We start from the raw sequence: 24,213 nt of genomic DNA on the forward strand, positions 1-24,213 counted from the left end.
ATGCAACTCGACGAAAACACCATTCGCAGCGTGGTCGCACAAGTCCTCGCCGAAGTCGGCCCGATGCCTAGCGTGTCCGGCTCAGCCAGCGTTCACGAAGGTCGCCATGGCATCTTCGGCAACGCTTCGGATGCGGTCACCGCGGCCCGTCATGCATTCGAGCAGCTTCGCCAACGTCCGATGGAAGATCGCAAACGCGTCATCGACATCATTCGCAAAATCAGCATTGAAAACTGCGAAGAGCTTGGCCTGATGGAAATGCGGGAAACCGGCATCGGTCGCCCCGAACATAAAATCGAAAAACTGCGGGCCCTCGGCGAACTGTCGCCGGGCACCGAATTCCTGCAAACCAAAGCCTTCTCCGGTGACCACGGACTGGCGATCATCGAGCGAGCCCCATTTGGAGTCATCGCAGCGATCACCCCCGTTACCCACAGCCTGCCCACGATCACCGGCAACGCCGTCAGCATGATCGCCGGCGGGAACGCGGTTGTCGTCAACCCGCACCCCTCGGGGCGTCTGGTTGCCGTCGAAGGTGTTCGTCGCTTCAACGAAGAAATCGCTCGGGAAGTTGGCATCGACAATCTGATCTGCGTGATCGCCGAACCCACGCTCGAAAGTGCGGCGGAGTTGTTTGGGCACCGCGACGTGGCCTTGATCTGCGTCACCGGTGGTCCCGCCGTTGGACGCGCCGCTCTGAACAGTGGCAAACGAGCCATTGTCGCCGGCCCCGGCAACCCACCCGTCGTCGTCGACGAAACCGCCGACCTGGACAACGCCGCTCGCTGCATCATTCAAGGTGGTGCTTATGACAACAACCTGTTGTGCATCGCTGAAAAAGAAGTCTTCGTCGTGGAATCCGTGTTCGACGACATGCTGGCCGCCATGCGACGCGCCGGAGCCGTCCAGCTCGACCAAGCTCAAATCGCGAAACTCGCGTCGGTTGCGATCACCCAAGTCGGCGACGACAACCACGACGCCGCCGCGAAGGATTACATCGGCAAAGACGCGTCCGTTTTGGCTGCCGCTGCTGGCGTGAAGGTTCCCGAATCGTGCGAATTGATCTTCGGCGAAACCGATGAACATCACCCGTTCGTGAGCGTCGAACAGATGATGCCGTTCATCCCGTTTGTCCGAGCACGCGACGTCGATCACGCGATCTCGATGGCCAAGCACTACGAGCACGGCTTCCGACACACCGCGATCATTCACTCGCGCAACGTTCACAACATGACCAAGATGGGCAAGGAACTGGACACGACCTTGTACGTCAAGAACGGACCTTGCATGGCAGCCCTGGGACTCGGCGGGGAAGGCTACCTGTCGTTCTCCATTGCGGGCCCCACCGGCGAAGGCGTCACGACCCCCGACACGTTCACTCGCGAACGACGCTGCAGCATGATTGACGAATTGCGAGTGGTCTGAGCATGCAACCCGCACGCGTCATCGGTCACACCCGCGCGACCGTCAAACACGAATCCCTGCAAGGCCAACGTCTCGTCATCGCCCAACCCACCGGCGTTGACGAGAAACCGGACGGAGCACCGTTGCTCGTGTTGGACGAACTGGGCTGCCGAGTCGGTGACCGTGTGATGTTGACCAGTGAAACCGGCCCCATCCGCGAGATGACCGGATCGGAAAGTTGCCCTGCTCGCTGGAGTGTGATGGGCCTGATCGACGAACCGACGACGACGAAGAAGAAATCCAAGACGAAGTGATGTGGCATGGGCTTCCAGCTTGTGAATCAGAGACCACTGCAAGAACCGAATTCTGGCGAATCCGGCTACATCCGGCGAATCCGACTACATCGGACGAATCCGGCTACCAACGAAGAACACAAATGACCTCTCCCGCAACCCAAACCGCTACGCCCAACAGCGTCGACATCGCGTCGATCGTTGAGCAGGTGTTGCGCCGCTTGCGAGAACAAACCGGAACGAGCGTTTCGACATCCAAAGCAGCCACCAGCGGCCAGCCTGCTCACGTCCTCAGCGACAAAGTCATCAGCGTCGATGTCATTCGCGGCATCCCCTCGGGAGTCACCCAGGTTCAGTTGTCCGGAGGCATCGTGACCCCTGCTGCCCGTGACGAAATGCGAGCACGCGGGATCACGCTGGCAGGCACGAAGCCCACCGCGACCGCCTCCAAGAAACTCGCCGTCAATCACGGCAAACGATTCGTCCAACTGCACACCGACTCCTCCTCCGAATCGATTCGCGACGCTTTGACACGCCAGCTTTCGCTTCGCGGCGTCGATCATTGCCCCCAAGCTGCTCGTTCGGTGGTCGTGACCGAGCGTCCCGCCGCAACGCTGCTCGGCCGCATCCAATCCGGTTCGCGAGCGGTGTTGATTACTCGCCTGGAAGACATCGCAAGATTCGGCTCGGAAATTGACGCTGACACGTTCGTGCTCGACGGGCAGCGTTTTAATCTGGTTGCGCTGGTCAACGCCGCGAGCACCATCGCTCAATTGCCAACGTCATCCGCATCCACTTCACAGGAGACTTCTCGATGAAGATCGCACGTGTGGTTGGAACCGTGACGTTGTCGCAGATGCACCCGTCCATGAAGGGCTACAAACTTCGCTGTGTTGAAGTGGTGGAGTCCGCGGATCAAATCCAAGTCAACCAGGACGACGCGAAACCCCTTGGTGGCGACACCATCGTCGCGTGGGATTTGGTTGGCAGTGGACAAGGGGACTGGGTCGCGTTGGCCGAGGGTCCCGAATCCGCCGCCCCCTTCCGCCCCGATGTCAAACCAACGGACGCCTCCATCGTCGCCATCCTGGATCACTGCGAGGTGCAAACCTCGTGACGAATCAAATTTAGCTCGGAACGGCCACCCCGTTCCCGTTCATCTCCCATCTCTCGACCTCCCTTTCCTGACTTGGACCACTTGTCATGCAAAACATCCATAAGATCAAACAAGACATGTGCGACATCGGTCGCCGCATCTACAACCGTCAATTCGCGGCGGCCAACGACGGCAACATCACCGTCCGCGTCAGCGACAACGAAGTCCTCTGCACACCGACGATGCACTGCAAAGGCTATTTGACGCCCGACGACATCTCGATGATCGACATGACCGGCAAGCAAATCTCCGGTCGCAAAAAACGCAGTAGCGAAGCGTTGTTGCACTTGGAAATCTACAAGCAACGCGCCGACATCAAGTCGGTTGTCCACTGCCACCCACCGCACGCGACTGCTTTCGCGATTGCTCGCGAACCCATTCCCCAGTGCATTTTGCCTGAAGTCGAGGTGTTCCTCGGCGACGTGCCGATCACCAAGTACGAAACACCTGGCGGACAAGCCTTCGCCGACACGATCATTCCTTTCGTTGAAAAAACCAACGTGATGATCCTGGCCAACCACGGCACGGTTTCGTACGGCGAATCCGTCGAACGAGCCTACTGGTGGACCGAGATCCTGGACTCGTACTGCCGCATGCTGTTGCTGGCCAAGCAACTGGGCAACGTTTCGTACCTGGACGAAACCAAGTCGCGTGAATTGTTGGAATTGAAGGACAAATGGGGATTCAAGGACCCCCGCAACACGACTGAGTTCGAAGATTGCGACATCTGTGCCAACGACATTTTCCGCGATTCCTGGAAAGACTCGGGCGTCGAACGCCGTGCGTTTGCACCACCACCACCGATCAAGACATCCGGTTCGGCTTCGTCGGCACCTGCTGGTGTGGACGAAGAACAGCTCGTGAAGCTGATCACCAACGAAGTCATGCGTCAGATGAAAGCCTCGAGCTAGAGGTCTGTTCCAACTCAATTTCAGGGTAGCGAAACTCGTCAAGAGTTTCGTTGGTTGCTCAACTTCGGGTAGCGAAACTCGTCAAGAGTTTCGTTGGCTGCTCAACTTCGGGTAGCGAAACTCGTCAAGAGTTTCGAAGCTTGCGGGAGAACCGAAAGTCTTGACGACTTCCGCTACGATCGCAGCCCTTTGCCACCTTGTTGTGACGCTCCCACCCAAACCATCCCCCACCATTCAACTCAACTGATCCCATGAAAGTTTCCATCATTGGTGCCGGCGGCCTCGTCGGATCTTGTGCCGCTTACGCGTTGCAGTGCGGCGGCCTGGCTCGCGAAATCGCGTTGTTGGACGTCAACGTTGAAACCGCTGTGGGACACGCTTTGGACCTGCAGCACGGTTCGCCAAGCGTCGCGGATCAAACGATCGTGGGTGGTGGTTACGAGCACATCCCGGACAGCGACATCATCTGCATCACCGCAGGCCTGCGTCGCAAGCCGGACGAATCACGCCTGGACCTGATCAACCGCAACACCGACCTGTTCGTGCAAATCCTTCGCGACGTGAAAGCCGCTGGCCCGAAGTCATCGGCGATCGTCTTGGTCGTCAGCAACCCGGTCGACATCCTGACCTACGTGGCGGCGGGCATGCTGGGATTGCCGACCAAGCAAGTCATTGGTTTGGGAACGCAACTTGATACGATCCGATTCTGCTCGTTGATCGCGGAAGAACTCAAGGCACCTCCCACGCAAACGAAAGCGTTGATTCTGGGCGAGCACGGCGACTCGATGGTTCCCATCTGGAGCAGTGCCACCATCGGCAGTTTGCCACTGGATAAATTCCCTGGCTGGAACCCAGCGCTCGCAAACCAACTGTTCACTCGGACGCGGGGCAGTGGCGCCGAAGTCATCAAACGCAAAGGCGGAGCGGGCTTCGCCGTCGGCATCGCCATTCGCGATGTGATCGATGCCGTGATTCTGGACCGCAAGTGCCTGCTGCCCGTCAGCAGCGTGCAATCAGGATGCTACGGCATCCACGACGTCGCCCTCAGCGTCCCCACCGTGGTTGGCCGCGCCGGTGTCGTCGATCAACTCGAAATCGACCTGTGGCCCAAAGAAGTCCAAGGCCTCCGAGCCAGCGGCGCCGCCCTCCGCAAAACCCTCGACACCGTCTTGCCACGGATCAAGTGAAGTGCCCCAGGGGCGATGCCCCTGGCTTCGATAACACAGGCTCTTGGCCAGTCAACACGTTGGCCAAAGGCCAAACTCAACATAGCCAGCGGGCAACGCCCCTGGTCTCGCATCGCGTCCCCAAACGCTTTGGCTGACGGCCAAATTCATCGGTCGCCATCACTCCCAAACATATCGTTCGTCAAACGCAATCCCATACCGTTTGAGGAAATCGCGATATTCCTCTTGAAATGTCGTTGTTCGGTGATGCTCCTGCTGATTTTCGATGTACGCAACGACGCTTTCACGATGCGTCGGGGATACGGAGAAGATCCCATACCCGCGTTGCCAATAAAATTTGTCCAGATTGGGACGCAGCGTTTTCACGAACTTGGACGTCTCCCGTTTGACCTTCTCAACAAATTCTTTTGCCGGATGAAGCCGGCCCATATCAAACAAAACGTGAACATGATCGTCGACTCCTCCCACGACTACGAACGCGGCCCCCATCTCGCGTAGCACCGATGCCAGGTACGCATGGACTCGGTCACGGATATCGTCCTTTAGGAACGGGAATCGATTCTTGGTGCTAAAGATCAAATGAGCGTAGAGCTGAGACAATGACTGGGGCATCGTGGTCTCCGTTGTTCGATTGAATTCGGCCGTTGGCCAGAGTAGCCGATCAACTGTCAACTTAGCCGATCACAATTCCGTGATGTTGTGAGAAGCAGAAGGGTGATGCCCCACAACGTATGCCGGGCGGCCCGGTTGATTTTGGCCGTTGGCCAAACCGATCGATGATGGTTCGTGTCCCAGGGGCGATGCCCCTGGCTTCGATGACACTGGCCGTTGGCCAGTCAACACGTTGGGCAAAGGGCAAACTCAACATAGCCAGCGAGCAACGCCCCTGGTCTTGCAACGCGTCCCCAAACGCTTTGGCCAACGGCCAAAATCATCCGACTCATGGCTCATAAACATATCGTTCGCCAATAGTCGACGACGGGGCCGTCGAAACGGAACCACGCCCCCCACCGCTCACGGCATCAACCGGTGGAACGCCAACCCGCTCAGCAACTTGGGATAGAAGTAGGTGCTCTTCGCCGGCATGCGTTCGTGATTCAAGCTGATCATCTCGACGTCCGACACCGTCGCTGGCATCACCAGCGCCGCAAAGGCGTATTCCCCCTCGCCTTCTGATTCCGCGGCTTGCGACTCACCTTTCAATCCCGCGAGCACATCCCTGATCTCGTGGACATAAGTTGGCTTGGGATGATTCGATTCCCCCAAGCAATCCTCCAGCACCAATTGGTGCAACAAGCTGACTCCCAGCGATCGCCATGTCTCACTTCGGTCGCCGGCAAGCTCCGACATGCGAGCCATCGCTTTCTCGTTTGCGTTGGCCATGACCCACGTCTCGTCTTCCGCGGCAAACAACGCCATCAAGCTTTGACGGTCCGCCAACTGAATTCGTGTCCAAGCGTCGGGTGCCGCGGACATGCCACCACTCAGCGTTTCGCAATCAAATCGATCGCCAAGTCGTTCGATCAATTCCTCGGACCGCAGCGGACGAATGCCGCGAATCAATCGGTGAGTCGGCAGCACGACCAGTCCCGGATCACTCATGCCGACCAACATGGTCATCACGAAGTTCACTGGATGATCCGGGGCGATCCCACCGGTTTGCTCGGCGACGAAGTCTCGGTAGTCACACGCGGTTTCGTATCGATGATGTCCGTCCGCCACAAACATTGGCTTGTCCGCCAACAATTGACTGGCCGTCGTGATCGCATTCGGATCGGTGATGGGCCAAAGGGTGTGGACCACGCCCGCGTCATCAGTGGCTTCGATCGGCGTGACATCGTTCTTGGCAGCTTCCAAGCATTCAATCACAGCGTTGTCGTCGTCAGGATACAAACCAAAGATCGGGCTGTTGTTTTGCTCGGTTGCCTTCAACAACTTCAGACGATCCACTTTCGCCTTTGGGTGCGTTTCCTCGTGCGGGTGAATATTGCCTTTCCCAAAGGGCTCCAATCGAACTCGCCCCATGAACCCGCGCCGCGTGACAGTCTTGGACTCACCATCCACGTCGGAGGTCACAAATGCTTGATGATAGAGATAGAACCCCGGTTCGTCGTCCTGCTTCAGCACACCCTCGCGAATCCACTGTTTGACGAAACCTGACGCCCGTGAGTAGGTCTCGTCAATCTCGTCGCCAGGTTCCTCGCGATTCAGGATCACGCGGATCACGTTGGATGGGTGACGCTTGTAGAGCACGTCCTGGTACTCTGCATCAATGACGTCATAGGGCGGCGCGACCACTTCGGAAAGCGACCGAATGTGATCCAGGTTGTAACGCAAGGCGGCAAACGGTGTGACTTCAGGCATAACAAGCTCCGATGCAGAACAACGTTTCTAAGCGGATAAGCAGGCGTCACTTGGCATTGGAACTGTTTGGGCGAACGCCACTGTTCTCACGTACAACCGGGGCGAACGCCCAAACGGCTCACATGGTTTCTCCAGATCGTTCCTGCCCACCTGCTTCGTCCAAGTCAATTTGCAAACATTCGTGGCCTGAAGATCACGCCAGCGAGTTTGAGATCACATCAACAACCCAGCCGTTTCCGGCAATCCAAACATCACATTCATGTTTTGAACGGCGGCGCCGCTGGCGCCCTTCGTGAGGTTGTCGATGGCACAGACGATGACGGCACGCTTGCCCGAAGGACGCACCGAAATCTGAACGTGGTTGGTCCCTGCGACATACTTCGTCGCGGGCAAATGATCGACCACATGGACACAAGGTTGGTCGGAGTAAGTGTCTCGCAACAAACTCATCATCGCACGGACAGCCTCCTCCACCGAGCCAGCCTTGCCCGCCGGCTTCACATAGATCGTCGACAGAATGCCGCGATCCATCGGCGTCAGGTGCGGTGTGAACATCACCTCAATGGGTGCCCCCGCGATCCGTTCGACGAGGTCTGCGATTTCGGGTGCATGACGGTGAGTTCCCACCGCGTACGCTGAGATCGATTCATTGGTCTCACAGTAAAGTGTTCCCAGTTTCGGCGAACGGCCGGCGCCCGAAACGCCCGATTTACTGTCGACGATGATGTCGTCTGTTTCGATCAATCCCGCCTTCACAAGCGGCGCCAGCGGCATGATCGCGGAGGTGGGATAGCACCCTGGGTTGGCGACGATATCAGCGCTGCGAATTTCGTCCGCGAAGAACTCCGGCATGCCGTAGACGACGTTGCCGATTCGCTCCGGCCATGGGTGTTTGACACCGTACCAGTGCTCGTAGGTTTCCAAGCTCGACAGCCGGAAGTCGGCGCTGAAGTCGATGACTCGCATGCCAGCCGCGGCCAATTGTTTCACGCTTTCCGCAGAAGCCCCGTGAGGCAAGCAGCACATCGCCACATCCGCCGACTTCGCGATCACGTCGGCGTCGAGCGGTTGCAGGGTCACGTCGCAGCGACCGGCCAGCATCGGATGAATTTCCGACAGCGGTTTGCCCTCGTCTTGGCGACTGGTCGCAACCACCAACTCCGCACTCGGATGCGTGAGCAACAAACGGGCAACTTCAAGTGCGGTGTAACCGGTCGAACCAATGAGAGCGACGCGAAGATCAGATGATGACATGATGCAACTAAGAAGGCTTCCACTCGAAACGGGTTCACCCAGCGGCGAACAATTTCCCACCGGTGTTGTCGCTTTTTCCGCCGTGTTCGACAACCACGCCCCATTCAGCTCATTCGCTCTTGGAACCCAGCGTGGGAAATACCAAGCGACCTGCGAACTGCCGAGCCATTTCCAGAACCGAGTTCAAATCATCTTTTTCAAAGTAGCCCGCCACGTTTTTGTCGTACGCCAACGCTATGTCACGTTGATGACGGGACGTCGTCACAACGAACACTGCCAAACGCTTCAGAGAATCATCGCGTCGAACCTCGGTCAAAAACTCATGCCCGTTCAATCCGGGCATGTTCAGATCCAGAAACGCCAAGACACCCACATCGTCGCTTTCGTCCACCAAACTGCGGAGTTTTTGCAATGCTTCGCCGCCGTCGGAGGCATGCACCAACTCACAATCCACCTGATTGCGTTTGACCGCGCGGCGGAACGCTTCGACGTCCACCGCGTCATCTTCAATCAGAAGAAACGTCGGACGCTTGGCTTCGCAAGAGTTTGAATGATCGGCAAGAGACGATGTCATGTACGCACGTTTACAATGGAGTCTTCAGCGGGACGATCTTTCACTGACTCGTCCGCTGATTCAATTTGTCTTGGCCATGTGAACCAAAAGGTGGTTCCGCTTCCCGGGGAGGATTGGAGTCCAATTTCCCCACCATAGTGCTCCACATGTTTCTTTGCGATGGCAAGTCCCATGCCGCTTCCATCTGAAACATCGGTCGCAACACGCTGGTACATCTGAAACACCTTTTCGTGGAACCGAGTTTCGATCCCAATCCCATTGTCGGCCACTTCCCATTTGTACCAATCGGCATCTTCCTCGCACCGCACCTCAATCTGGCCACCAGCGCCTTTGTCATTGTATTTCATCGCATTGCTGATCAGATTCAACAGCACTTGCTTCAGCGGCGTCCGCACGGTGTCAAAAACAGGCAACCTCTCCCATGAAATGTCGCAACCACCCAAGTTGTCCGCCATGGCGACGATGGAAGTGACCAATTCGTTGCTATCGACGTGCTCGGGACGAGAATCGACGCGGCCAACCCGTGAATAGTTCAGCAGATCGTCGAGCAAACACTCCATGCTGCGAACGCGAGTTTGCATGTGCTTCAAATGCTCCTGCGAACTTTCCGGCAAAATGTCTTCACAATCCTCCTGCACCCAAGTGGCCAGATGCTGGATTCCACGCAGGGGCGACTTCAGATCGTGGGAAGCAATGTAAGCAAAATTATCCAGTTCGCGGTTGGATTCCGTCAATGCTTCCGCTTTCTTCACCAATTCTTGGCTGAGTTTTTCAGATCGATCCAGCAGCAGCTTGGTTTCCTGGTTTTTGTCGCTGAAAACACGAGCGGCTTTGACCATTTGAGCGATTTCATCGGTTCGCTCCGTCTCGGTTGAAATCACCATGGTTTCACCAGCGGCCAATCGCCGGAACATTTCCGTCAAACGACTGATCGGACCGATGACGGCCATCGACAAGCTGGTTGCGAGCAGCATGGCCAGCAACACCGCCCCCACAGCGGCTCCCACCGCGATGTAGCGAGATCGCTGGAAGGACGCCTCTCGGTTGCGTTGGTTCAGCGCCTTTTGCTCCTGAACAAACGCTTTCAGTTTGGAGGATTGGTAGCTGAACTCAGCAATTTCCCCCGCCATCACCACGTTGGAGTAGACCATGTATCCGCGGGTGGCCTGAAACGCACGTGCGCCGACACGTTGAAATTCAGACAGGCTGGCCAACACCTCCGCCAGAATTCCTTGGACCTCTTCCTGTTGATTGTCGGGAGCCTCCTGCAATTCCAGACAGGCCAAACGAGCCCTTTCCAGATCCTGCGTGGCCCGGTCAAAGCTCTCGGACTTGGGATGATTGAAGTACTCCAGCAACGAGCGATGAGCCGCCACGTACGCACCTCGTGCCCCGCCATGCTTGCGAATCTGCTGTTCATTCTTGACCGGATCCTCCATCCACCAAGCACGCAGTCGGTTGAACGCGTCGCGAACCACCTCCGCTTTCTCTGGCAACTCCTGCTGCACCAACCGAGAACGCAACTCACGCTCCTCCGCCGCCAATTTCAGCTGATCGCTCAAGACCGTCAGGTGGCCTTCCATCTGGACCAAGGTCTCTTCGATCGAGGCATCGGCTCCCTTGGCGCGTTCGATTTCACTTGCCAATTCCTTCTGCAACGTCAACGCGGCTCGATACTGCGCCGAGGTTCCCGTCAACAAATAACTCTCGCTGCGAGATTTCAGCTCCTGGACTTTCCGATCGATCGATTCGATGACCACCGAAGTGCTCTCCGCTCGCTGGTAATCGGCAAAGCTCCGCAGCAACGCTGACTGGCCGCTCACGCCGATCCAGGTGCTGAGCACACAAAGTGCAACCAAGCAAGCACTTGCCAAGTAGATGCGTTGCCGCAAAGTCTGTCGTCCCAACTGGGTCAGCAACATGATCATCCGGACACGAACTCATTCCAGTGCCGAAGGCTGGCCTCGTAGGACTTCATCACGGTGTTCCAAACCGCGATGTTGCTGAATCGTTTTTCGTAAGAACCGCCATCTCGTTGTTGCCCCTCCTTGACCACCACCCGCCCGGTCGTGCCCAGAAGATCCACGGTGGCAGGTTTGCCCTCGTACCAGTAATCCCACTCGGCGTCACTGAGCTCTTCACGAGAGCGTTGAGGATTGGAGATGTAGTAACCCTGGCGAGCGATGAACGCGCCCGGCCAACCGGACAACCACCAGTTCATGTATTCATAGGCCGCGTCTTTGACCGAACCTGTCGTTTGCGATGACAAACACATCACCCCATGCCAAGCTCGGTAGCCCTCTTTCGGCGACGCATTGACGCAATCAATGCCGCGGCCTCTCAATTCAAACACAGCCGGCGAGAACATGCTTTCAATCACCACTTCGCCGCGGCTCATCAAATCCACCGATGCCGGAACGCTACTCCACACACCTCGAAAATGCCCGTCGCGGCGATACGGTTCTAAGATCCGGAACAAAGTCCCGAGGTCGGCGCCACTGAGATTGCCAATGTCATCAAACTCCGCCAATCCTTTGGCTTGAACAGCCAACGCTAAATCAAACAATCCGATCGTGGGCTCGTTGATGATCGAAACCGCTCCCGCCCAACGATCATCGAGCAACCACGCCCAAGATTCTGTCTCGTAGGGGACGCCCCGTGGAACGAACGCTGCGTCGTAACCAAATGAATCGACGTTGTGCACATACGGCAGAAAACTGATTTGTTCGGTGGTCTGGCCGCCCAGCGTTCCATCGGGCTGGATGAACAGCAATTGATGGGGCGCATCGCCGGCACCGATCTTGGCCTCCGGGGTCAGCCGTCCGACACGTGTCAGCGGGTTGATCTCATCCCAGTACCGAATTCGACTGCGATCGATGGGCTGGATCGCTCCCGCCTGCCAGAGCACCCGAATGCTATTGGACCATTGCTCATACAGGTCAAACGATTCGGGACGCGTGGAAGCCCGGTGAAGAACCTCGGCACTGCCTCCTGGCGTGAACTCCAACCGGATCCCCAGGTCGGCTTCCGCACGCACACGCAGATCTTCCTGCAATGTCACATGGGTGCCCAAAACCCGAACCACAGGGCGGCTGGGCACATGAATTGTCGGAGCACCAAATGTCTCCGACGCCTTCACGGGTGTCGCCGCAACGGTCACCGAAGCCAACGTCGCGCCAAGCATTTCGCGTCGATTGAGATTCATAGCAACTGTGGGAGAACGGAAGAGCGTTGCAGGGGAGGCGGGAGCCATTTCCAGACACCGACCGTGTGAACGAATTCAAACGTACGGCGCAAAAAGAAAACGGACGTTTGAAGCAGATCAAACGCCCGTCCCATGTGTCAACTGTTCAATGCTCACACGCTCAACATGAGCACGTCTTGGTTCCTCCAATCAGACCACACCGAAGCGATCTGCGGGAAAAATAGCCCGCGATGGAGACGACCACTTCCAACCGAGCAATCGGACGCGTGAACATCCGATCAAACTCGATTGAAAACTTTTTTGACTATTCCGAGTCGGAAGTCGGAATCAACGGTCCAGCCGATCCCAAACCGCCCTTCAAGTCGCCTTCGTCCATCGGAGTCGGCATGCCCGACTCGGCGGCTTCGGCAGCAGCGGCGGTCTTCTCTTGCTCTTCGCTCCAGTCGACTCGTTTGAGCGACAGACCGATTTTGCGTTCGTCGGTGTCGACACGAAGCACTTTGACTTCGATCGGATCGCCAACTTTGACCACTTCTTCGGGGTCTTCGACTTTGTGCTCGGCCAATTCGCTGATGTGCAGCAAACCTTCCAAGCCGTCTTCCAAGCCGATGAAGACACCGAAGTTGGTGATCTTCGTGACCTCACCCTTGACCAATTGGCCGGGCTGGTACTTGTCTGGAATGTCGCCATCCCAGGGGTCGTTGTCGAGTTGCTTCAGACCCAAGGCAATCCGGCGACGTTGTTCGTCGACGCTGAGGATCCGGCATTCGATCTCTTGGCCCTTCTCCAGCACTTCGCTCGGGTGAGCGATCTTGCGGGTCCAGGACATGTCGCTGACGTGCAACAGACCGTCGATGCCTTCTTCCAGCTCGATGAACGCACCGTAGTTGGTGAGGTTGCGAACCTTGCCCTTGACGTCTTTGCCTTCGGGGTAACGTTCGAGGACTTCGTCCCAAGGGTTTTTCAGCGTTTGCTTCATCCCCAGCGACAATTGTTGGCCTTCGGGATCGACACCCAAGATCATGACATCGATTTTGTCGCCGATGTTGACCAATTCGCTGGGGTGATTGACCCGTTTGGTCCAGCTCATTTCGCTGATGTGAACCAGACCTTCGATGCCTGGTTCCAGCTTCACGAACGCACCGTAGCTCATCACGTTGACGACTTCGCCAGGATGAACCGATTCGACCGGGTACTTGGTTTCGATGTTTTCCCAAGGGTTGCGGTCTTTTTGCTTCAGACCCAAAGCAATTTTTTGCTTTTCGCGGTCGATGTGCAGGACCTTGACTTCGATCTCTTGGTCGATCGACAGCATTTCGGTTGGGTGACCGATTCGCTCCCACGCCATGTCGGTGATGTGAAGCAAACCGTCGATGCCGCCGAGGTCGACGAACGCACCGAAGTCGGCGATGTTCTTGACGATCCCTTTGCGGATTTGGCCGACTTCCAGCTCTTGCATCAAGTAAGCGCGATCTTCTTCACGCTGACGTTCGATCAAGCTACGACGGCTGATGACGATGTTGCGACGCGTGTCGTCGATCTTGAGCACTTCGGCTTGGACCACACGACCGATGAAGTCGCCGATGTCGCCAGGACGACGAATGTCGACTTGCGAACCAGGCAGGAAGACGTTGACGCCGATGTCGACGAGCAAGCCACCTTTGATTTTGCGAATCACGGTACCGGTGACCACTTGGCCCTCGGCAACCGTTTCCATCATCGCTTCCCATTCGATGATCTTCTCGGCTTTTCGCTTGGACAGCGAAATCATGCCATAAGGATCGTCGGCAGCACCGAGCTCATCCTCCATCTCTTCAATCAGGACTTTGACCGTGTCGCCGATCTTTGGCGGGTCCTCTTCAGGCCCCCACTCATCCAGTCCGACCGTGCCTTCACTTTTGAAGCCGACATCGACGAGAGCCCACTCGTCGTTCAGTTCAACAATTCGTCCGTCAACGATTTTGCCAGAGTTGTAGTCTTGCTGCTCAGCAGCAATCGCGTCGAGAAGCCATTCTTCGGCCTCGTCCTCCGGGGCAAGCAGCGCCAAATCGTTGAGGATGTCGTCGTCTTCGAGGGAGCGGATGAGGTTGCGGTTAACCATAAAAACGTTACCGATGGTGAAATCGTATCGATCGGGCTCCGGCAAATCACCCGTCGATCCGTCACCTGGGTTGGTGGTGTGGATTGTAAAACTACAGCCGGAAAAGGACGCCCAGCGGACTTGCCGCGGCGCCTAGCCGAGAAGCCTACCAAAGTCGGAAATTGGTCACAATGCGTTTGTTGGTCTGGACACCCCGCCGACCAATGTTTTACAGGCGATAAACGTGAGGCATGACACGCGAACCGAGACCCGTGAACGGATCGCCGCCACCCACCCCCGGAATTCCCGGCTCCTCCGGCGACGTGAATTCACAGACTCCAACCCACCCCATTGAGATATGAACCTGAACTTTTTCGACTGGCTCCGTGACGGCGTTCGCCAATCGGTCATCCTGGGCGTCAGCGACGCGGTCGAGCAAATCGGCACGCCGGACGACACGTCTGAAATCAACCCGCAAGTCGCTGCGTTGCTGCAGGAACCCACGGCAGACAAACAAGCCCTGCCCGCCAAAAAGGGCACCCGCCCAGCTGGCCGCAAAGCCGCCCCGAGAAAACGCCTGGGCAAGTCCCTGCAGGAATTGAACCCGCCGTCCAAGTGATCGGGCGTCCCGAACGCTCTCACCGAGCGTTCTGAATCGCGGAACCCCAACCCGCTGCGGCATGATTCGCACGCCGGCCTTCCCCGGCCGGCGAAGTGGACGCAGGCGGCCTGGCAACCGACTGCCTCGCCCCAGCCGACTCTCAGTGCCCCCTCAGGCCCGTCCGCGTTCGATTAGAATTGATCGTTCGTTCTCCCCGGAGAACATTCCTTCTTGCCTTTTTCTTTGCGAGACCACGCCCGATGTCAACAGGACGGATCACGATCCAGGACATCGCCAACCGTGCCGATGTCTCCAAGAGCACGGTTTCGCGAGTCCTCAACAGCCCCCTGATCGTCCAGGCCGACAAACGCGAACGCGTCCTGGCCACGATGGCAGAACTGGGGTACCAACCCAACCAAGTCGCTCGGTCGCTCGCCGGCGGCAGGTCGATGACAATCGGAATCGTGACCCAAAACATCGGCACGCCGTTCTACGATTCCGTGGTGCAAGGCGTGATTCGAGGCCTCAACGGCACCGGTTTTTCACCGATCGTGGGTGACGCCATGCTGAAACAAGAATCGTTTCTCGGCGCCGCCCAGACCCTGATCGGACGCAATGTCGATGGACTGATCCTGATCGCGGGCGACATCCCATCGGAAAAGATCGAAGAACTGGGCGAGGAAAATCCCACTTTGGTCGTCGCTCGCGAAATGCCCGAGTGGACGGGCGCGATCATCGCCACCAACAACTTTCAAATCGGCGCCAATGCGACGCAAACGTTGATCGACCACGGGCACCGCGACATTGTGCACATTGCTGGACCGGTGGACCACATCGACGCGATCGGCCGACTCGCCGGATTTCGATCGGCGATGCAAAACGCGGGATTGACCGTGACCGACGACCACATCTTTCACGGCGACTTTCATGCGGAATCCGCCGCCACCGCCATCCAGACCCTGGCGGATCGCCACGTTTCCTACAGCGCGATCTTTGCCGCGAATGACCTGATGGCCTTCGGGGCCCGCCTGGCTCTGCACCGCCGCCAAATCTCCGTGCCCGAACAAGTCTCCCTGATCGGCGTGGATGACCAACCCGAATCCGAATGGTCGGTGCCGCCGTTGACCACCGTTCGCCAACCGGGCGCAGAAATGGGACAAGCCGCCGCAACCGCAATCATTGCCATGATCAACGGCAACCAGCCGGTGCTGCCCACCCTGGGCGGCGAAGTCGTGCTTCGCGAATCGGTTCAACCACTGGCAACAACGATTGAAACTTAGTGCTGCGTCACCGCACCAAGCCTGGGCTGTCAAAAGGTTGGTATTGACACCGCTTTGGACTGCGCAGGTTTCGTTCCTCGACTTCGCCCCAACGGGGCAGCCCTATGCCAGCCCAGGGCAACGCCCTGGGTTGTGGCGGGACCAAGATTACAAAGCCCCAACGGGGGCGGTCCTAGCGGGTTTTGGGGAGTCTTTCTTAGGGCCGCCCCGTTGGGGCTGGTGTCGGAATCTCCGTAACGAAACCCCAGGCGATGCCTGGGGCTATCTTAGAGCTGCCCCGTTGGGGCGTAGGACAGAATAAAAATCAACGTCGCATTTTCCGTGTCAATACCAACCTTTTGACAGTCCACACCAAGCCCACTCCCCACCGTTCGCGTCACGCGACTCCAAGACAACCACCCGCCACGCAAACATTTGGGGACAAATGTTCTCCTCTGCAGCGACTCGAAGCCCCGCAGAAGAACGGCAGCCTCATTCGCACCTTCAAAACAGCCACTTCTCCAGGTGCATCATCCACACCAGCACCAGCATCAACAGCGTGACCAGCGACACCGTCATGCGAGTCGCCCACTTGTGCCCTGATTCGACTCGCAACCCGCGAGCGTAGAGCACAAACGAAGTTCCGATCATGATCGTCAGCACATTGACGCACACCAAGATCAGTGGACCAAACACGGGCCATCCACGCTCGCTCGATTCCCAGACATTGAACGAAGCCTGCAAACCCGCCGTCGAAATGGGCGGCACCAAGGCAGCCGCGATCGCGGCCCCCGCCAAGGCTGATGACAAATGACTGCGAGTGCGTGCGTAGGAGGCCGCCATCCCGCCCACCAATCCCACACAAAAATCCAGCGGAGACGGGTTGCAGCGGCTCCACATCTCGTCCGTCACCACGGGGTGATGCACCAACCGGACCAACAACCCGAACAGGAAGCTCGATCCAAACGCCCCAGCGAATCCGATCCCAATCGAAAGCATCGAACGCCGGAACAACGGGCGGTTGCCGTGAGCCAGCGACAACCCCGCGCCCATGATCGGCGTCATCAAGGGCGCGATCAACATCGCCCCGATGATCACCGCCGCTGAATTCTGCAGCAATCCAAACGCGGCCAACATCGCCGCCGCTGAGATCAACCCCAGAAACTCCAAACTGGGCTCGGAGCCTTCTTCCAGCGTGCGAGCCAACTCCAACCGCGCTTCGCGATCCATCGGCTCAGCAACGTGACTGGCCCAGTACCGAACCCCCGCCGACAACGATTGATTCCAGCTTTCCTTCTGGCTCACCAAAGCCACGGACGACTGAGCAGACTGGCCCAACAACGCACGGGCGACCTTGTAATGCGACTCCGACGACGGCTTGGAACCAAACGGAACCCAGATCAAATCGCCTGGGTCGCAACGCTGCCGTTCCAAATCCAACGCCTTCGCGACCGCGAGAGCTTCCCGTTCCGCCGTGCCGAACTTGCTGCCTTCAGATGACTCCCGCGACTCGTGCCAATCACCCAACCAGTCGTGATCCAACTGCAAGGCTGGATCCACCCCCAGTAAACGCCGTGAAATCCAACGGGTCACCTTGATCGATGCATCGTCGATCGAAAAAACGTGCTTCGCCGATTCAGGCGGCGGCCCCTTCACGCTCAGCCAAACCGATTTGATCGGACAACGATCGAACAAAGTCGCCTGAAACCGATCGTCATCGACATCATCGACCATCAGCAACAATCGCGAATCCCACTTGGACAACCGAGCCGAGATCGCCTCCACGTCGGACTCCACCCGCTCGACGCGACCAACCAAACCGTGCCCCGGGGAATCACTCGATTCCAACACGGTGCTTTTCAGCTCTTTCTGACTGCGAAGCTCCAACGTGCGATGGTCCATCCCCAACACCAACACATCGGCTGGCAGCTTCATCGATTCCGCAAACCGGCGCAGCCATGGCAGTCCATCCGCCAACTGTTTCTGCGAACCGACCAGCAGCGTGACGCTCATGCCCGCTGCTTCAACAAACCGGCGGCGGCTTCGTCCACCACAAACGTGACGTGGGGATGACGCTGCAAAAACGACGCGGGCATGTCGGAGGTGACTGGACCGCGAACGGCACGCTCGACTGCTTCCGCCTTCGATTCACCAGTCGCAATCAAGACAATCGCCCGGGCCTCCAGAATCGTCGCGATGCCCATCGTGAGCGCCAGTCGAGGAACCTCCTCTGCCGAGGCAAAGAACCTCGCGTTGGCATCAATGGTTTCACCAGCCAAATCAACCACTCGGGTCCGACTCGCTTCCGTTGCCCCCGGTTCGTTGAACCCGATATGGCCATTCGCCCCCAATCCGAGCAACTGCAGATCGATGCCGCCGGTCGCCGCGATCGACGCTTCGTACTGCCGGCCCGCTTCCTCCAGGTCCGCCGCCATGCCATCGGGCAAATGGGTTTGCTCGAGATTGAAATCCGCCGGATCAAACAACCGCGAACGCATGTAAGCGTGGTAGCTCTGAGGATGCTCGGGGCTCAAACCGATGTACTCATCCAAGTTGAATGTGGTCACATCCGAGAACGACAGGTGCCCGGCCCGAACCTTCTCGACCAGCAATTCATACGCACGCTCAGGAGTCCCACCGGTGGCCAACCCCAACACGCTCGCCGATTTCCGACGCACTTGCTCAACGATCCAGCCCGCGACTCGAGTGGAAGCCGATTCGTGATCCGGAACAATTTCTAACTCGATCAATTTTCTTCACCTGGTTCTTCGATTGGTATTCTTCAACGGGGACGCGAAGCAGGTCGGCAGGAGTCTTTCGGCATTTGGACTGTTTCGGTAAGCGTCGTTGCTCCCAGGTACAACCGGGGCGAACGCCCAAACGGCTCACATGATTTTGCCCGATCAATTCTGCCGACCTGCTTAGGAGATCACTTCGGCACGCCCCATTCTAACGAAAAGACGCCCGCCCTCCGATGACACACCGGACGACGGAATGAGCAAACCGACGCAGAACCCAAGAATCCGATGTGGTCCCTCGCTCACGCATTTTGAAGTTGCGCTTTTGCAGTCGGTTTTGTTGGCCAACGGCCATCATCTTCGTAGCCAGGGGCACCGCCCCAATGCCATCTACTTTAGAACCAACCGAGGGGATTTTGTTAGCGGAACGGCGCAAGCCGTCCGGTAAATCGTGGGTGTTTTCCGGCGCGTCACCGGACGGCTCGCGCCGTTCCGCTACAAAGTACATGGCATTGGGCACCGCCCCTGGGATCCTTGAGAACCCCGCCCGACGAAGCTGGGAGGGGTCGGAGAGCGAGCGTTCAGCGAGCTTTCCGGGGGAGGGCCATACGCGCCGCTTCCCATGCCCGGCCCTCACCCTCGCGTACGCCTGAACGGCGTCGCTCGACCTCTCCCCCAACTTCGTTTCGGGAGAGGTGCGCCGAATGAAAACCCGCCAAAACGCAGCACCAGACAACGGCACGACTTCGGCAGAGGAAAGACTCAAACAATGCCTACTCCGCAGCGCCCTGCCCAGGCGAACTGACGGACGAACCGTCCCTGCCTTCACACCCACTGCTTCTCTGTTTCCGCCACGGCGTCGATCAACCACCGTCGCATCGAGTCATCCGGCAGACCTCGCAAACGGTCACGAACCCAGGCGGGCACAAACACACGAACTCGTTTGACATGGTTGTCAAACTGCCGGTTGGCCAACACCGAGGCCACGGGCGAAACATCACCCAACGTGGCGACCTCTCCCGAACGGAGCATGATGTCGATGTTGATGTCGACCTCTAATTTGACTGGCGGTGCATCGATCAATACCAACTCGGGTTCGACCACGTCTCCAATCGCATCGCCAATGGACGCTGCCAACGGCCGCGAACACGATGCGAGCCACCAGTGCGGGCGGCGAGCCAGCATCTGATGCATGTCCTCGCCGGACTCGACGTTGAATTCAGCCGCTCGTTTGAGCAACGTTCGATTGGCCCCGAACAGACCCTCGACCAGCGTCTGAACAGCGCCGCCGCGTTCGCTGGCCGCATCGACCAACCGGCTGACCCACGCGGCCTCGCCCAAATCCATCCATTCCGCGAAATGGATCGCCACCCCTGCGGACGGCTGTTGCAATTCATGAACAGCCCGCTGCAGCATCGCGGTGGCGGAACGAACGGTGTGGTGCCAGTAGACTTCGCTGAACATCACATAACGCCCGAACACCATCATCTCCGCCGCCGTGCGCCCCTTTTCATGAATGGCAAGCTTGGGGCGGTCCGGGTGCCGAACCATCGAGGCAATGATTCGCATCGGATCGAAATTGCGTCCGTACGGCACGCCAGCATGCAAACTGTCTCGCTGCAAATAATCCAATTTGTCGACGTCGATCGGGCCACTCAAACAGCTCGCGTAAAATGCGATCTGGTCAGACCGGGCCACCTCCGTGAATTGCTCGCTCTTCTTGGGGCACAGAATCGCCATCACGTCATCAGCGGTGCATTCCCAATCCGCCGCCAACGTTTCCGCGAGGGGCCCTGACCGCAACATCGCATCGACGCGTTCCTCGTGACGAGGCATTCCGGTTTGGCCCATGTCCTCGATCGGGTGGCAAAACGGCCAGTGCCCCGCGTCATGCACCAACGAAGCCACGATGAAAGCTTCCGCCGCTCGCAGATCATCGCTCGTTGGTTCGGCCGCAGTGGACTCGTTGACCTGATTCAACACCCGCAACGTCCACGCGTAAACGCCCAGCGAGTGTTCCAATCGAGTGTGCATGGCGCCGGGGTAGACCATCGAGACCAACCCCAACTGGCTGATCGAGGCCAGCCTTCTCAGCGGGGCCGTGTCAATCAAACGCTGCACGCGAGGCGTGACCGGGACATCCATTGCGGGCGGAATCCGCAATCGAGACGGCCCGCGATCCATCAAACGAACTTCAGGCAATGGAATCACGCGGAAACCCTCCCCTGGCACACCAACACAACATCTTCTGCCCACACGGCCTCAACGGATGACGAGAGTGCAGCGAGGTTCGCAAGCATTCCGGTCCACGCAACGATCGCCGTCCCGAACATCAAACGATGGTCAATTCGGCACAACCAGCAGGTTCCGCCCAGCCCGCACAAGATGACTCCGGCCAAGCGGCGGACTCGATCGAACAAGTCAGAACCGGCACGGCGGAGTGCACCTGGCCGAGGGCCTCGTCAAATTCCTCGTCTTCGAAACCGGGAAGCAGTTCCCGCCGGCTACTCGGTTCGCCAGCCAACTTCACGCCGGCGATCAACGCGAGCAAAATCACCAACACAAAATACATCCCGGAATGAGCCAATCCGTTGACGAATTCCAGTTCAAACGCCGCAACCGAGACAAATGCTCCCAAGACCAACATCACTGAAAACACGATCCCGGCGGTCGTCCAAGACATTTCGTTGGCGTGATCGAGTTCCAACACGTAAGCGGGCAGGAACGCGTAAACCAGCCAAATCGCGGCAAAAACGGCGGAACAAACCAGGACTCGGTTGCGAAGCTCAACGCCCGTGTAAGGCTCCAACTCGGCGTCGTAAACAAAGCTGTATCCCGTTCGCACAATCGGCGGTGCCAGCAACAAAATGCCCAGAATCTGAGCCCAAAATGGTGCCCCGCCCATCGCGAAGCGGAACCCGAGAGCCAGAAACAGCATCCCAAACATCACACCCGCAGCGATGTAGAGGTGCCGCCGCGTGAAATCGGTGTCCTTGCGAGTGATGGGCTTGAGAACACTCTGCCCTTTGGAATCCTTGGGCCCGTCGTTTTCGGGCGAGTGGATCGTGACCGCTTCGGATGCGTCAGGGACCCGGATCGTCTTTTTGCACGCCGGACACGGCCCCTGCTTGCCAGCAAATTTGTCGCTGACCTGGAACCGCTTCAGACAATTGGGACAAGTGACTTGAATCGGCATGGGGGGCGGCAAACCAGTCGAATCGGAGCGAAATTATCAGTCGGCAATGCACATTGTGATGGCCGAACTCGAGGAGGGTTTGGGTTGTAGCGAGAGCTTAACAGAAAATGAATCCGTTTACGCCAGCACTCAGGCGATCGCGGATCCACAATTCAAGGACGAGACTATTCTGCATCGCATCGGCGGGAAATTGCCCCTCGGTCCGCTCTGCGTGCTATGGATTGAATAGCTTCCCACACCGACCCTTCGACGCTCCCTCGGGGGCAGTCCCCAAGGTCGGTTCGGGGGCAGCGAAATTGGCTCAGCAAGCTAAAATGGACTTGAGCCAGTTGCCACGGAAGTCGCGCAATGCGTGCAGCCCGAACAGGGCACACCAACGATTGCAACTTTGAACCTTTGACGACGATCCAGTTGTGAATGAATCCGGTTAGGGGACGAATTCACATTGGCTGAACTTTCCGGCCCGCCGGCGGTGACAATGAAACAAGTGTCACCCACGTGGACGAAGTCCGCGCCGACCCAACGAAGTACCCCTGCCTGCTCATCGCAACCCGCCGCGTCAGCCAGGCTGTTGACCTTGTCGACTTTCGATTCTTCGCGTGAGCCGTTTGGGCGTTAGCCCCGGTTTCCGCTTTCGATTCTTCATGTGAGCCGTTTGGGCGTTAGCCCCGGTTTCCGCAGTGGTGAACCCGAACCAAACGCCTCAACGGCTCAGTCAATCAACCCTGCCCGCTCTCTGTGAACCAACGCCACTGACTTCACCCTCCCTCAGGGAGGGTCGGCCCGCTTCGGGCCGGGGAGGGTGAGCATTGAATCCAACGCCGAACCCTCCCCTCGCTTTGCTCGACCCTCCCAGGGGGAGGGTGAAGTCTCAACGCAAATGGCAGTGCCCTGCGTCTCTGCGGCCCTTTCCCACTTTTCGCCAATGTCCCAAAAAATCTTCGTCGCTGGTCACCGAGGCATGGTCGGATCGGCCATCCTCCGCCGATTCGCCGAGCGAGAAGACCTGCAAGTGATCACGCGGACTCGGTCCGAACTGGACCTCTGCAACCAAGCCGCTGTCAACGAGTTCTTCCAGTCCGAACGCCCCGACACCGTGATTTTTGCGGCCGCCAAGGTCGGCGGGATCCACGCCAACGCGACTTATCCGGCCGATTTCGCCTACGACAACACCATGATGGCGGCCAACGCCATCCACGCCGCCTTCCAAACCAAGGTGTCTCGGTTCCTGTTCCTCGGCAGCACCTGCATCTACCCCCGGATGGCTCCCCAGCCCATCCAAGAAGACTCCTTGCTGACCAGCCCCCTGGAGACGACCAACGAAGGCTACGCCTTGGCCAAAATCCTGGGTTTGAAGCTCTGCCAGTACTACCGTCAACAACATGGGGCACTGTTCCACAGTGCGATGCCGACCAACCTCTACGGCCCCGGCGACAACTACCACCCCGACAATTCCCACGTCATTCCTGGCTTGATTCGTCGCTTCGATGCCGCTGCGAACGAACACGCCGAATCGGTCACCGTCTGGGGCAGCGGAAAACCACGACGAGAATTTCTGCACGTGGATGACTTAGCCGCCGCGATTGAACATTTGATCGGGCTTCCCGATCCACCCGACAGGGTCAACGTCGGCACCGGAGTGGACCTGACGATCGCCGAATTGGCTCAAAAGATCGCCCAGGCAACCGGATTCGAAGGCCAAATCGTCCAAGACGCCAGCAAACCCGACGGAACCCCCGTCAAATGCACCGACATCCGCCGCATCCGCGGCACCGGCTGGGCACCCACCATCAACCTCGACGAAGGCCTCGTGCAAACCGTCGCCGACTACCGACAACGCACCCAAACCGGCGCCGTCCGCTCCGTCTAGTCTGCCCCCGTAGCCGGATTCGCCAAGAATTCGGACCCCGATTCCGCGGAATAGGCTTCCAGCCTGCCATGCCGCAAAAAACTGAGTCCCTCTCCCGCTCGGAGATCGTGCCGTTCGTAAG

Annotated in this window: 20 protein-coding genes; 9 read left to right on the plus strand and 11 right to left on the minus strand. The window is 58.1% G+C overall.

Annotation, left to right across the window (positions count from 1 at the left end):
* From PSR62_RS18500 to PSR62_RS18525, 6 genes are all read left to right on the plus strand, one after another.
* Positions 1 to 1,425 carry an aldehyde dehydrogenase family protein gene (locus tag PSR62_RS18500; protein WP_274404483.1) on the plus strand — a complete coding sequence of 475 codons (1,425 nt, stop codon included), beginning with the start codon at positions 1 to 3 and terminating at the stop codon, positions 1,423 to 1,425.
* Between the two features lie 2 nt (positions 1,426 to 1,427).
* Positions 1,428 to 1,718 carry a EutN/CcmL family microcompartment protein gene (locus tag PSR62_RS18505; RefSeq protein WP_274404484.1) on the plus strand — a complete coding sequence of 97 codons (291 nt, stop codon included), beginning with the start codon at positions 1,428 to 1,430 and terminating at the stop codon, positions 1,716 to 1,718.
* Positions 1,719 to 1,840: 122 nt separating this feature from the next.
* Positions 1,841 to 2,515: a hypothetical protein gene (locus tag PSR62_RS18510; RefSeq protein ID WP_274404485.1), complete on the plus strand. Its 675-nt coding sequence runs from the start codon at positions 1,841 to 1,843 to the stop codon at positions 2,513 to 2,515.
* Positions 2,512 to 2,814 carry a EutN/CcmL family microcompartment protein gene (locus PSR62_RS18515; RefSeq protein ID WP_274404486.1) on the plus strand — a complete coding sequence of 101 codons (303 nt, stop codon included), beginning with the start codon at positions 2,512 to 2,514 and terminating at the stop codon, positions 2,812 to 2,814. The genes PSR62_RS18510 and PSR62_RS18515 overlap by 4 nt, the downstream gene beginning before the upstream one ends.
* A gap of 86 nt (positions 2,815 to 2,900) precedes the next feature.
* Entirely contained in the window at positions 2,901 to 3,764 is an 864-nt protein-coding gene (locus PSR62_RS18520; RefSeq protein ID WP_274404487.1) for a class II aldolase/adducin family protein, read from the plus strand.
* 251 nt (positions 3,765 to 4,015) lie between these two features.
* On the plus strand, positions 4,016 to 4,951 hold the full coding sequence (locus tag PSR62_RS18525) for a lactate/malate dehydrogenase family protein (RefSeq protein WP_274404489.1): 936 nt from the start codon (positions 4,016 to 4,018) through the stop codon (positions 4,949 to 4,951).
* Positions 4,952 to 5,110: 159 nt separating this feature from the next.
* Here PSR62_RS18525 and tnpA read toward each other — a convergent pair whose 3' ends face one another.
* The 7 genes from tnpA to PSR62_RS18560 form a co-directional block, all read right to left on the minus strand.
* On the minus strand, positions 5,111 to 5,563 hold the full coding sequence (gene tnpA, locus PSR62_RS18530) for an IS200/IS605 family transposase (RefSeq protein WP_274404490.1): 453 nt from the start codon (positions 5,561 to 5,563) through the stop codon (positions 5,111 to 5,113).
* A 402-nt stretch (positions 5,564 to 5,965) separates the two neighbouring features.
* Complete coding sequence (locus PSR62_RS18535) at positions 5,966 to 7,315, minus strand: DUF1015 domain-containing protein (RefSeq protein ID WP_274404491.1); 1,350 nt, start codon at positions 7,313 to 7,315, stop codon at positions 5,966 to 5,968.
* A gap of 213 nt (positions 7,316 to 7,528) precedes the next feature.
* Positions 7,529 to 8,569, minus strand: coding sequence for an N-acetyl-gamma-glutamyl-phosphate reductase (gene argC / locus PSR62_RS18540; protein WP_274404492.1), 1,041 nt, complete (start codon positions 8,567 to 8,569; stop codon positions 7,529 to 7,531).
* Between the two features lie 109 nt (positions 8,570 to 8,678).
* Positions 8,679 to 9,143 (minus strand): response regulator, encoded by a 465-nt coding sequence (locus PSR62_RS18545; protein WP_274404493.1) that lies wholly within the window; start codon positions 9,141 to 9,143, stop codon positions 8,679 to 8,681.
* Entirely contained in the window at positions 9,140 to 11,065 is a 1,926-nt protein-coding gene (locus PSR62_RS18550; protein ID WP_274404494.1) for a sensor histidine kinase, read from the minus strand. Before PSR62_RS18550 ends, PSR62_RS18545 begins: the two co-directional genes overlap by 4 nt.
* A gap of 2 nt (positions 11,066 to 11,067) precedes the next feature.
* Positions 11,068 to 12,348 (minus strand): ABC transporter substrate-binding protein, encoded by a 1,281-nt coding sequence (locus PSR62_RS18555; protein WP_274404495.1) that lies wholly within the window; start codon positions 12,346 to 12,348, stop codon positions 11,068 to 11,070.
* A gap of 304 nt (positions 12,349 to 12,652) precedes the next feature.
* A complete protein-coding gene (locus tag PSR62_RS18560; RefSeq protein ID WP_274404496.1) occupies positions 12,653 to 14,449 on the minus strand; it encodes a 30S ribosomal protein S1 in 1,797 nt (598 codons plus the stop codon).
* Between the two features lie 337 nt (positions 14,450 to 14,786).
* On the opposite strand from PSR62_RS18560, the gene PSR62_RS18565 reads away from it, so the two are divergent.
* Positions 14,787 to 15,047 (plus strand): hypothetical protein, encoded by a 261-nt coding sequence (locus PSR62_RS18565; protein ID WP_274404497.1) that lies wholly within the window; start codon positions 14,787 to 14,789, stop codon positions 15,045 to 15,047.
* Positions 15,048 to 15,289: 242 nt separating this feature from the next.
* Positions 15,290 to 16,309 (plus strand): LacI family DNA-binding transcriptional regulator, encoded by a 1,020-nt coding sequence (locus tag PSR62_RS18570; protein WP_274404498.1) that lies wholly within the window; start codon positions 15,290 to 15,292, stop codon positions 16,307 to 16,309.
* Between the two features lie 483 nt (positions 16,310 to 16,792).
* Here the strand turns inward: PSR62_RS18570 and PSR62_RS18575 are convergent, their stop codons facing one another.
* From PSR62_RS18575 to PSR62_RS18590, 4 genes are all read right to left on the minus strand, one after another.
* Positions 16,793 to 18,301, minus strand: a complete 1,509-nt coding sequence (locus PSR62_RS18575; protein ID WP_274404499.1) for a DUF389 domain-containing protein — start codon at positions 18,299 to 18,301, stop codon at positions 16,793 to 16,795.
* Positions 18,298 to 19,038, minus strand: a complete 741-nt coding sequence (gene nagB / locus PSR62_RS18580; RefSeq protein ID WP_274404500.1) for a glucosamine-6-phosphate deaminase — start codon at positions 19,036 to 19,038, stop codon at positions 18,298 to 18,300. The genes PSR62_RS18575 and nagB overlap by 4 nt, the downstream gene beginning before the upstream one ends.
* Positions 19,039 to 19,851: 813 nt before the next feature.
* A complete protein-coding gene (locus PSR62_RS18585; RefSeq protein WP_338020224.1) occupies positions 19,852 to 21,234 on the minus strand; it encodes an HD domain-containing protein in 1,383 nt (460 codons plus the stop codon).
* A gap of 124 nt (positions 21,235 to 21,358) precedes the next feature.
* Positions 21,359 to 22,222, minus strand: a complete 864-nt coding sequence (locus PSR62_RS18590; RefSeq protein WP_274404503.1) for a hypothetical protein — start codon at positions 22,220 to 22,222, stop codon at positions 21,359 to 21,361.
* Between the two features lie 925 nt (positions 22,223 to 23,147).
* Here PSR62_RS18590 and PSR62_RS18595 point away from each other — a divergent pair.
* Complete coding sequence (locus PSR62_RS18595; protein WP_274404504.1) at positions 23,148 to 24,092, plus strand: GDP-L-fucose synthase family protein; 945 nt, start codon at positions 23,148 to 23,150, stop codon at positions 24,090 to 24,092.
* The last annotated feature ends 121 nt before the right edge of the window (positions 24,093 to 24,213 follow it).

This window comes from Rhodopirellula sp. P2 (genome assembly GCF_028768465.1).
GTDB lineage: Bacteria > Planctomycetota > Planctomycetia > Pirellulales > Pirellulaceae > Rhodopirellula.

Excerpts from the sequence above, each read along its gene's own strand:
- PSR62_RS18500 (WP_274404483.1), top strand. The coding sequence starts at position 1 with ATGCAACTCGACGAAAACACCATTCGCAGCGTGGTCGCACAAGTCCTC.
- PSR62_RS18505 (WP_274404484.1), top strand. The coding sequence starts at position 1,428 with ATGCAACCCGCACGCGTCATCGGTCACACCCGCGCGACCGTCAAACAC.
- PSR62_RS18510 (WP_274404485.1), top strand. The coding sequence starts at position 1,841 with ATGACCTCTCCCGCAACCCAAACCGCTACGCCCAACAGCGTCGACATC.
- PSR62_RS18515 (WP_274404486.1), top strand. The coding sequence starts at position 2,512 with ATGAAGATCGCACGTGTGGTTGGAACCGTGACGTTGTCGCAGATGCAC.
- PSR62_RS18520 (WP_274404487.1), top strand. The coding sequence starts at position 2,901 with ATGCAAAACATCCATAAGATCAAACAAGACATGTGCGACATCGGTCGC.
- PSR62_RS18525 (WP_274404489.1), top strand. The coding sequence starts at position 4,016 with ATGAAAGTTTCCATCATTGGTGCCGGCGGCCTCGTCGGATCTTGTGCC.
- tnpA (WP_274404490.1), bottom strand. The coding sequence starts at position 5,563 with ATGCCCCAGTCATTGTCTCAGCTCTACGCTCATTTGATCTTTAGCACC.
- PSR62_RS18535 (WP_274404491.1), bottom strand. The coding sequence starts at position 7,315 with ATGCCTGAAGTCACACCGTTTGCCGCCTTGCGTTACAACCTGGATCAC.
- argC (WP_274404492.1), bottom strand. The coding sequence starts at position 8,569 with ATGTCATCATCTGATCTTCGCGTCGCTCTCATTGGTTCGACCGGTTAC.
- PSR62_RS18545 (WP_274404493.1), bottom strand. The coding sequence starts at position 9,143 with ATGACATCGTCTCTTGCCGATCATTCAAACTCTTGCGAAGCCAAGCGT.
- PSR62_RS18550 (WP_274404494.1), bottom strand. The coding sequence starts at position 11,065 with ATGTTGCTGACCCAGTTGGGACGACAGACTTTGCGGCAACGCATCTAC.
- PSR62_RS18555 (WP_274404495.1), bottom strand. The coding sequence starts at position 12,348 with ATGAATCTCAATCGACGCGAAATGCTTGGCGCGACGTTGGCTTCGGTG.
- PSR62_RS18560 (WP_274404496.1), bottom strand. The coding sequence starts at position 14,449 with ATGGTTAACCGCAACCTCATCCGCTCCCTCGAAGACGACGACATCCTC.
- PSR62_RS18565 (WP_274404497.1), top strand. The coding sequence starts at position 14,787 with ATGAACCTGAACTTTTTCGACTGGCTCCGTGACGGCGTTCGCCAATCG.
- PSR62_RS18570 (WP_274404498.1), top strand. The coding sequence starts at position 15,290 with ATGTCAACAGGACGGATCACGATCCAGGACATCGCCAACCGTGCCGAT.
- PSR62_RS18575 (WP_274404499.1), bottom strand. The coding sequence starts at position 18,301 with ATGAGCGTCACGCTGCTGGTCGGTTCGCAGAAACAGTTGGCGGATGGA.
- PSR62_RS18590 (WP_274404503.1), bottom strand. The coding sequence starts at position 22,222 with ATGCCGATTCAAGTCACTTGTCCCAATTGTCTGAAGCGGTTCCAGGTC.
- PSR62_RS18595 (WP_274404504.1), top strand. The coding sequence starts at position 23,148 with ATGTCCCAAAAAATCTTCGTCGCTGGTCACCGAGGCATGGTCGGATCG.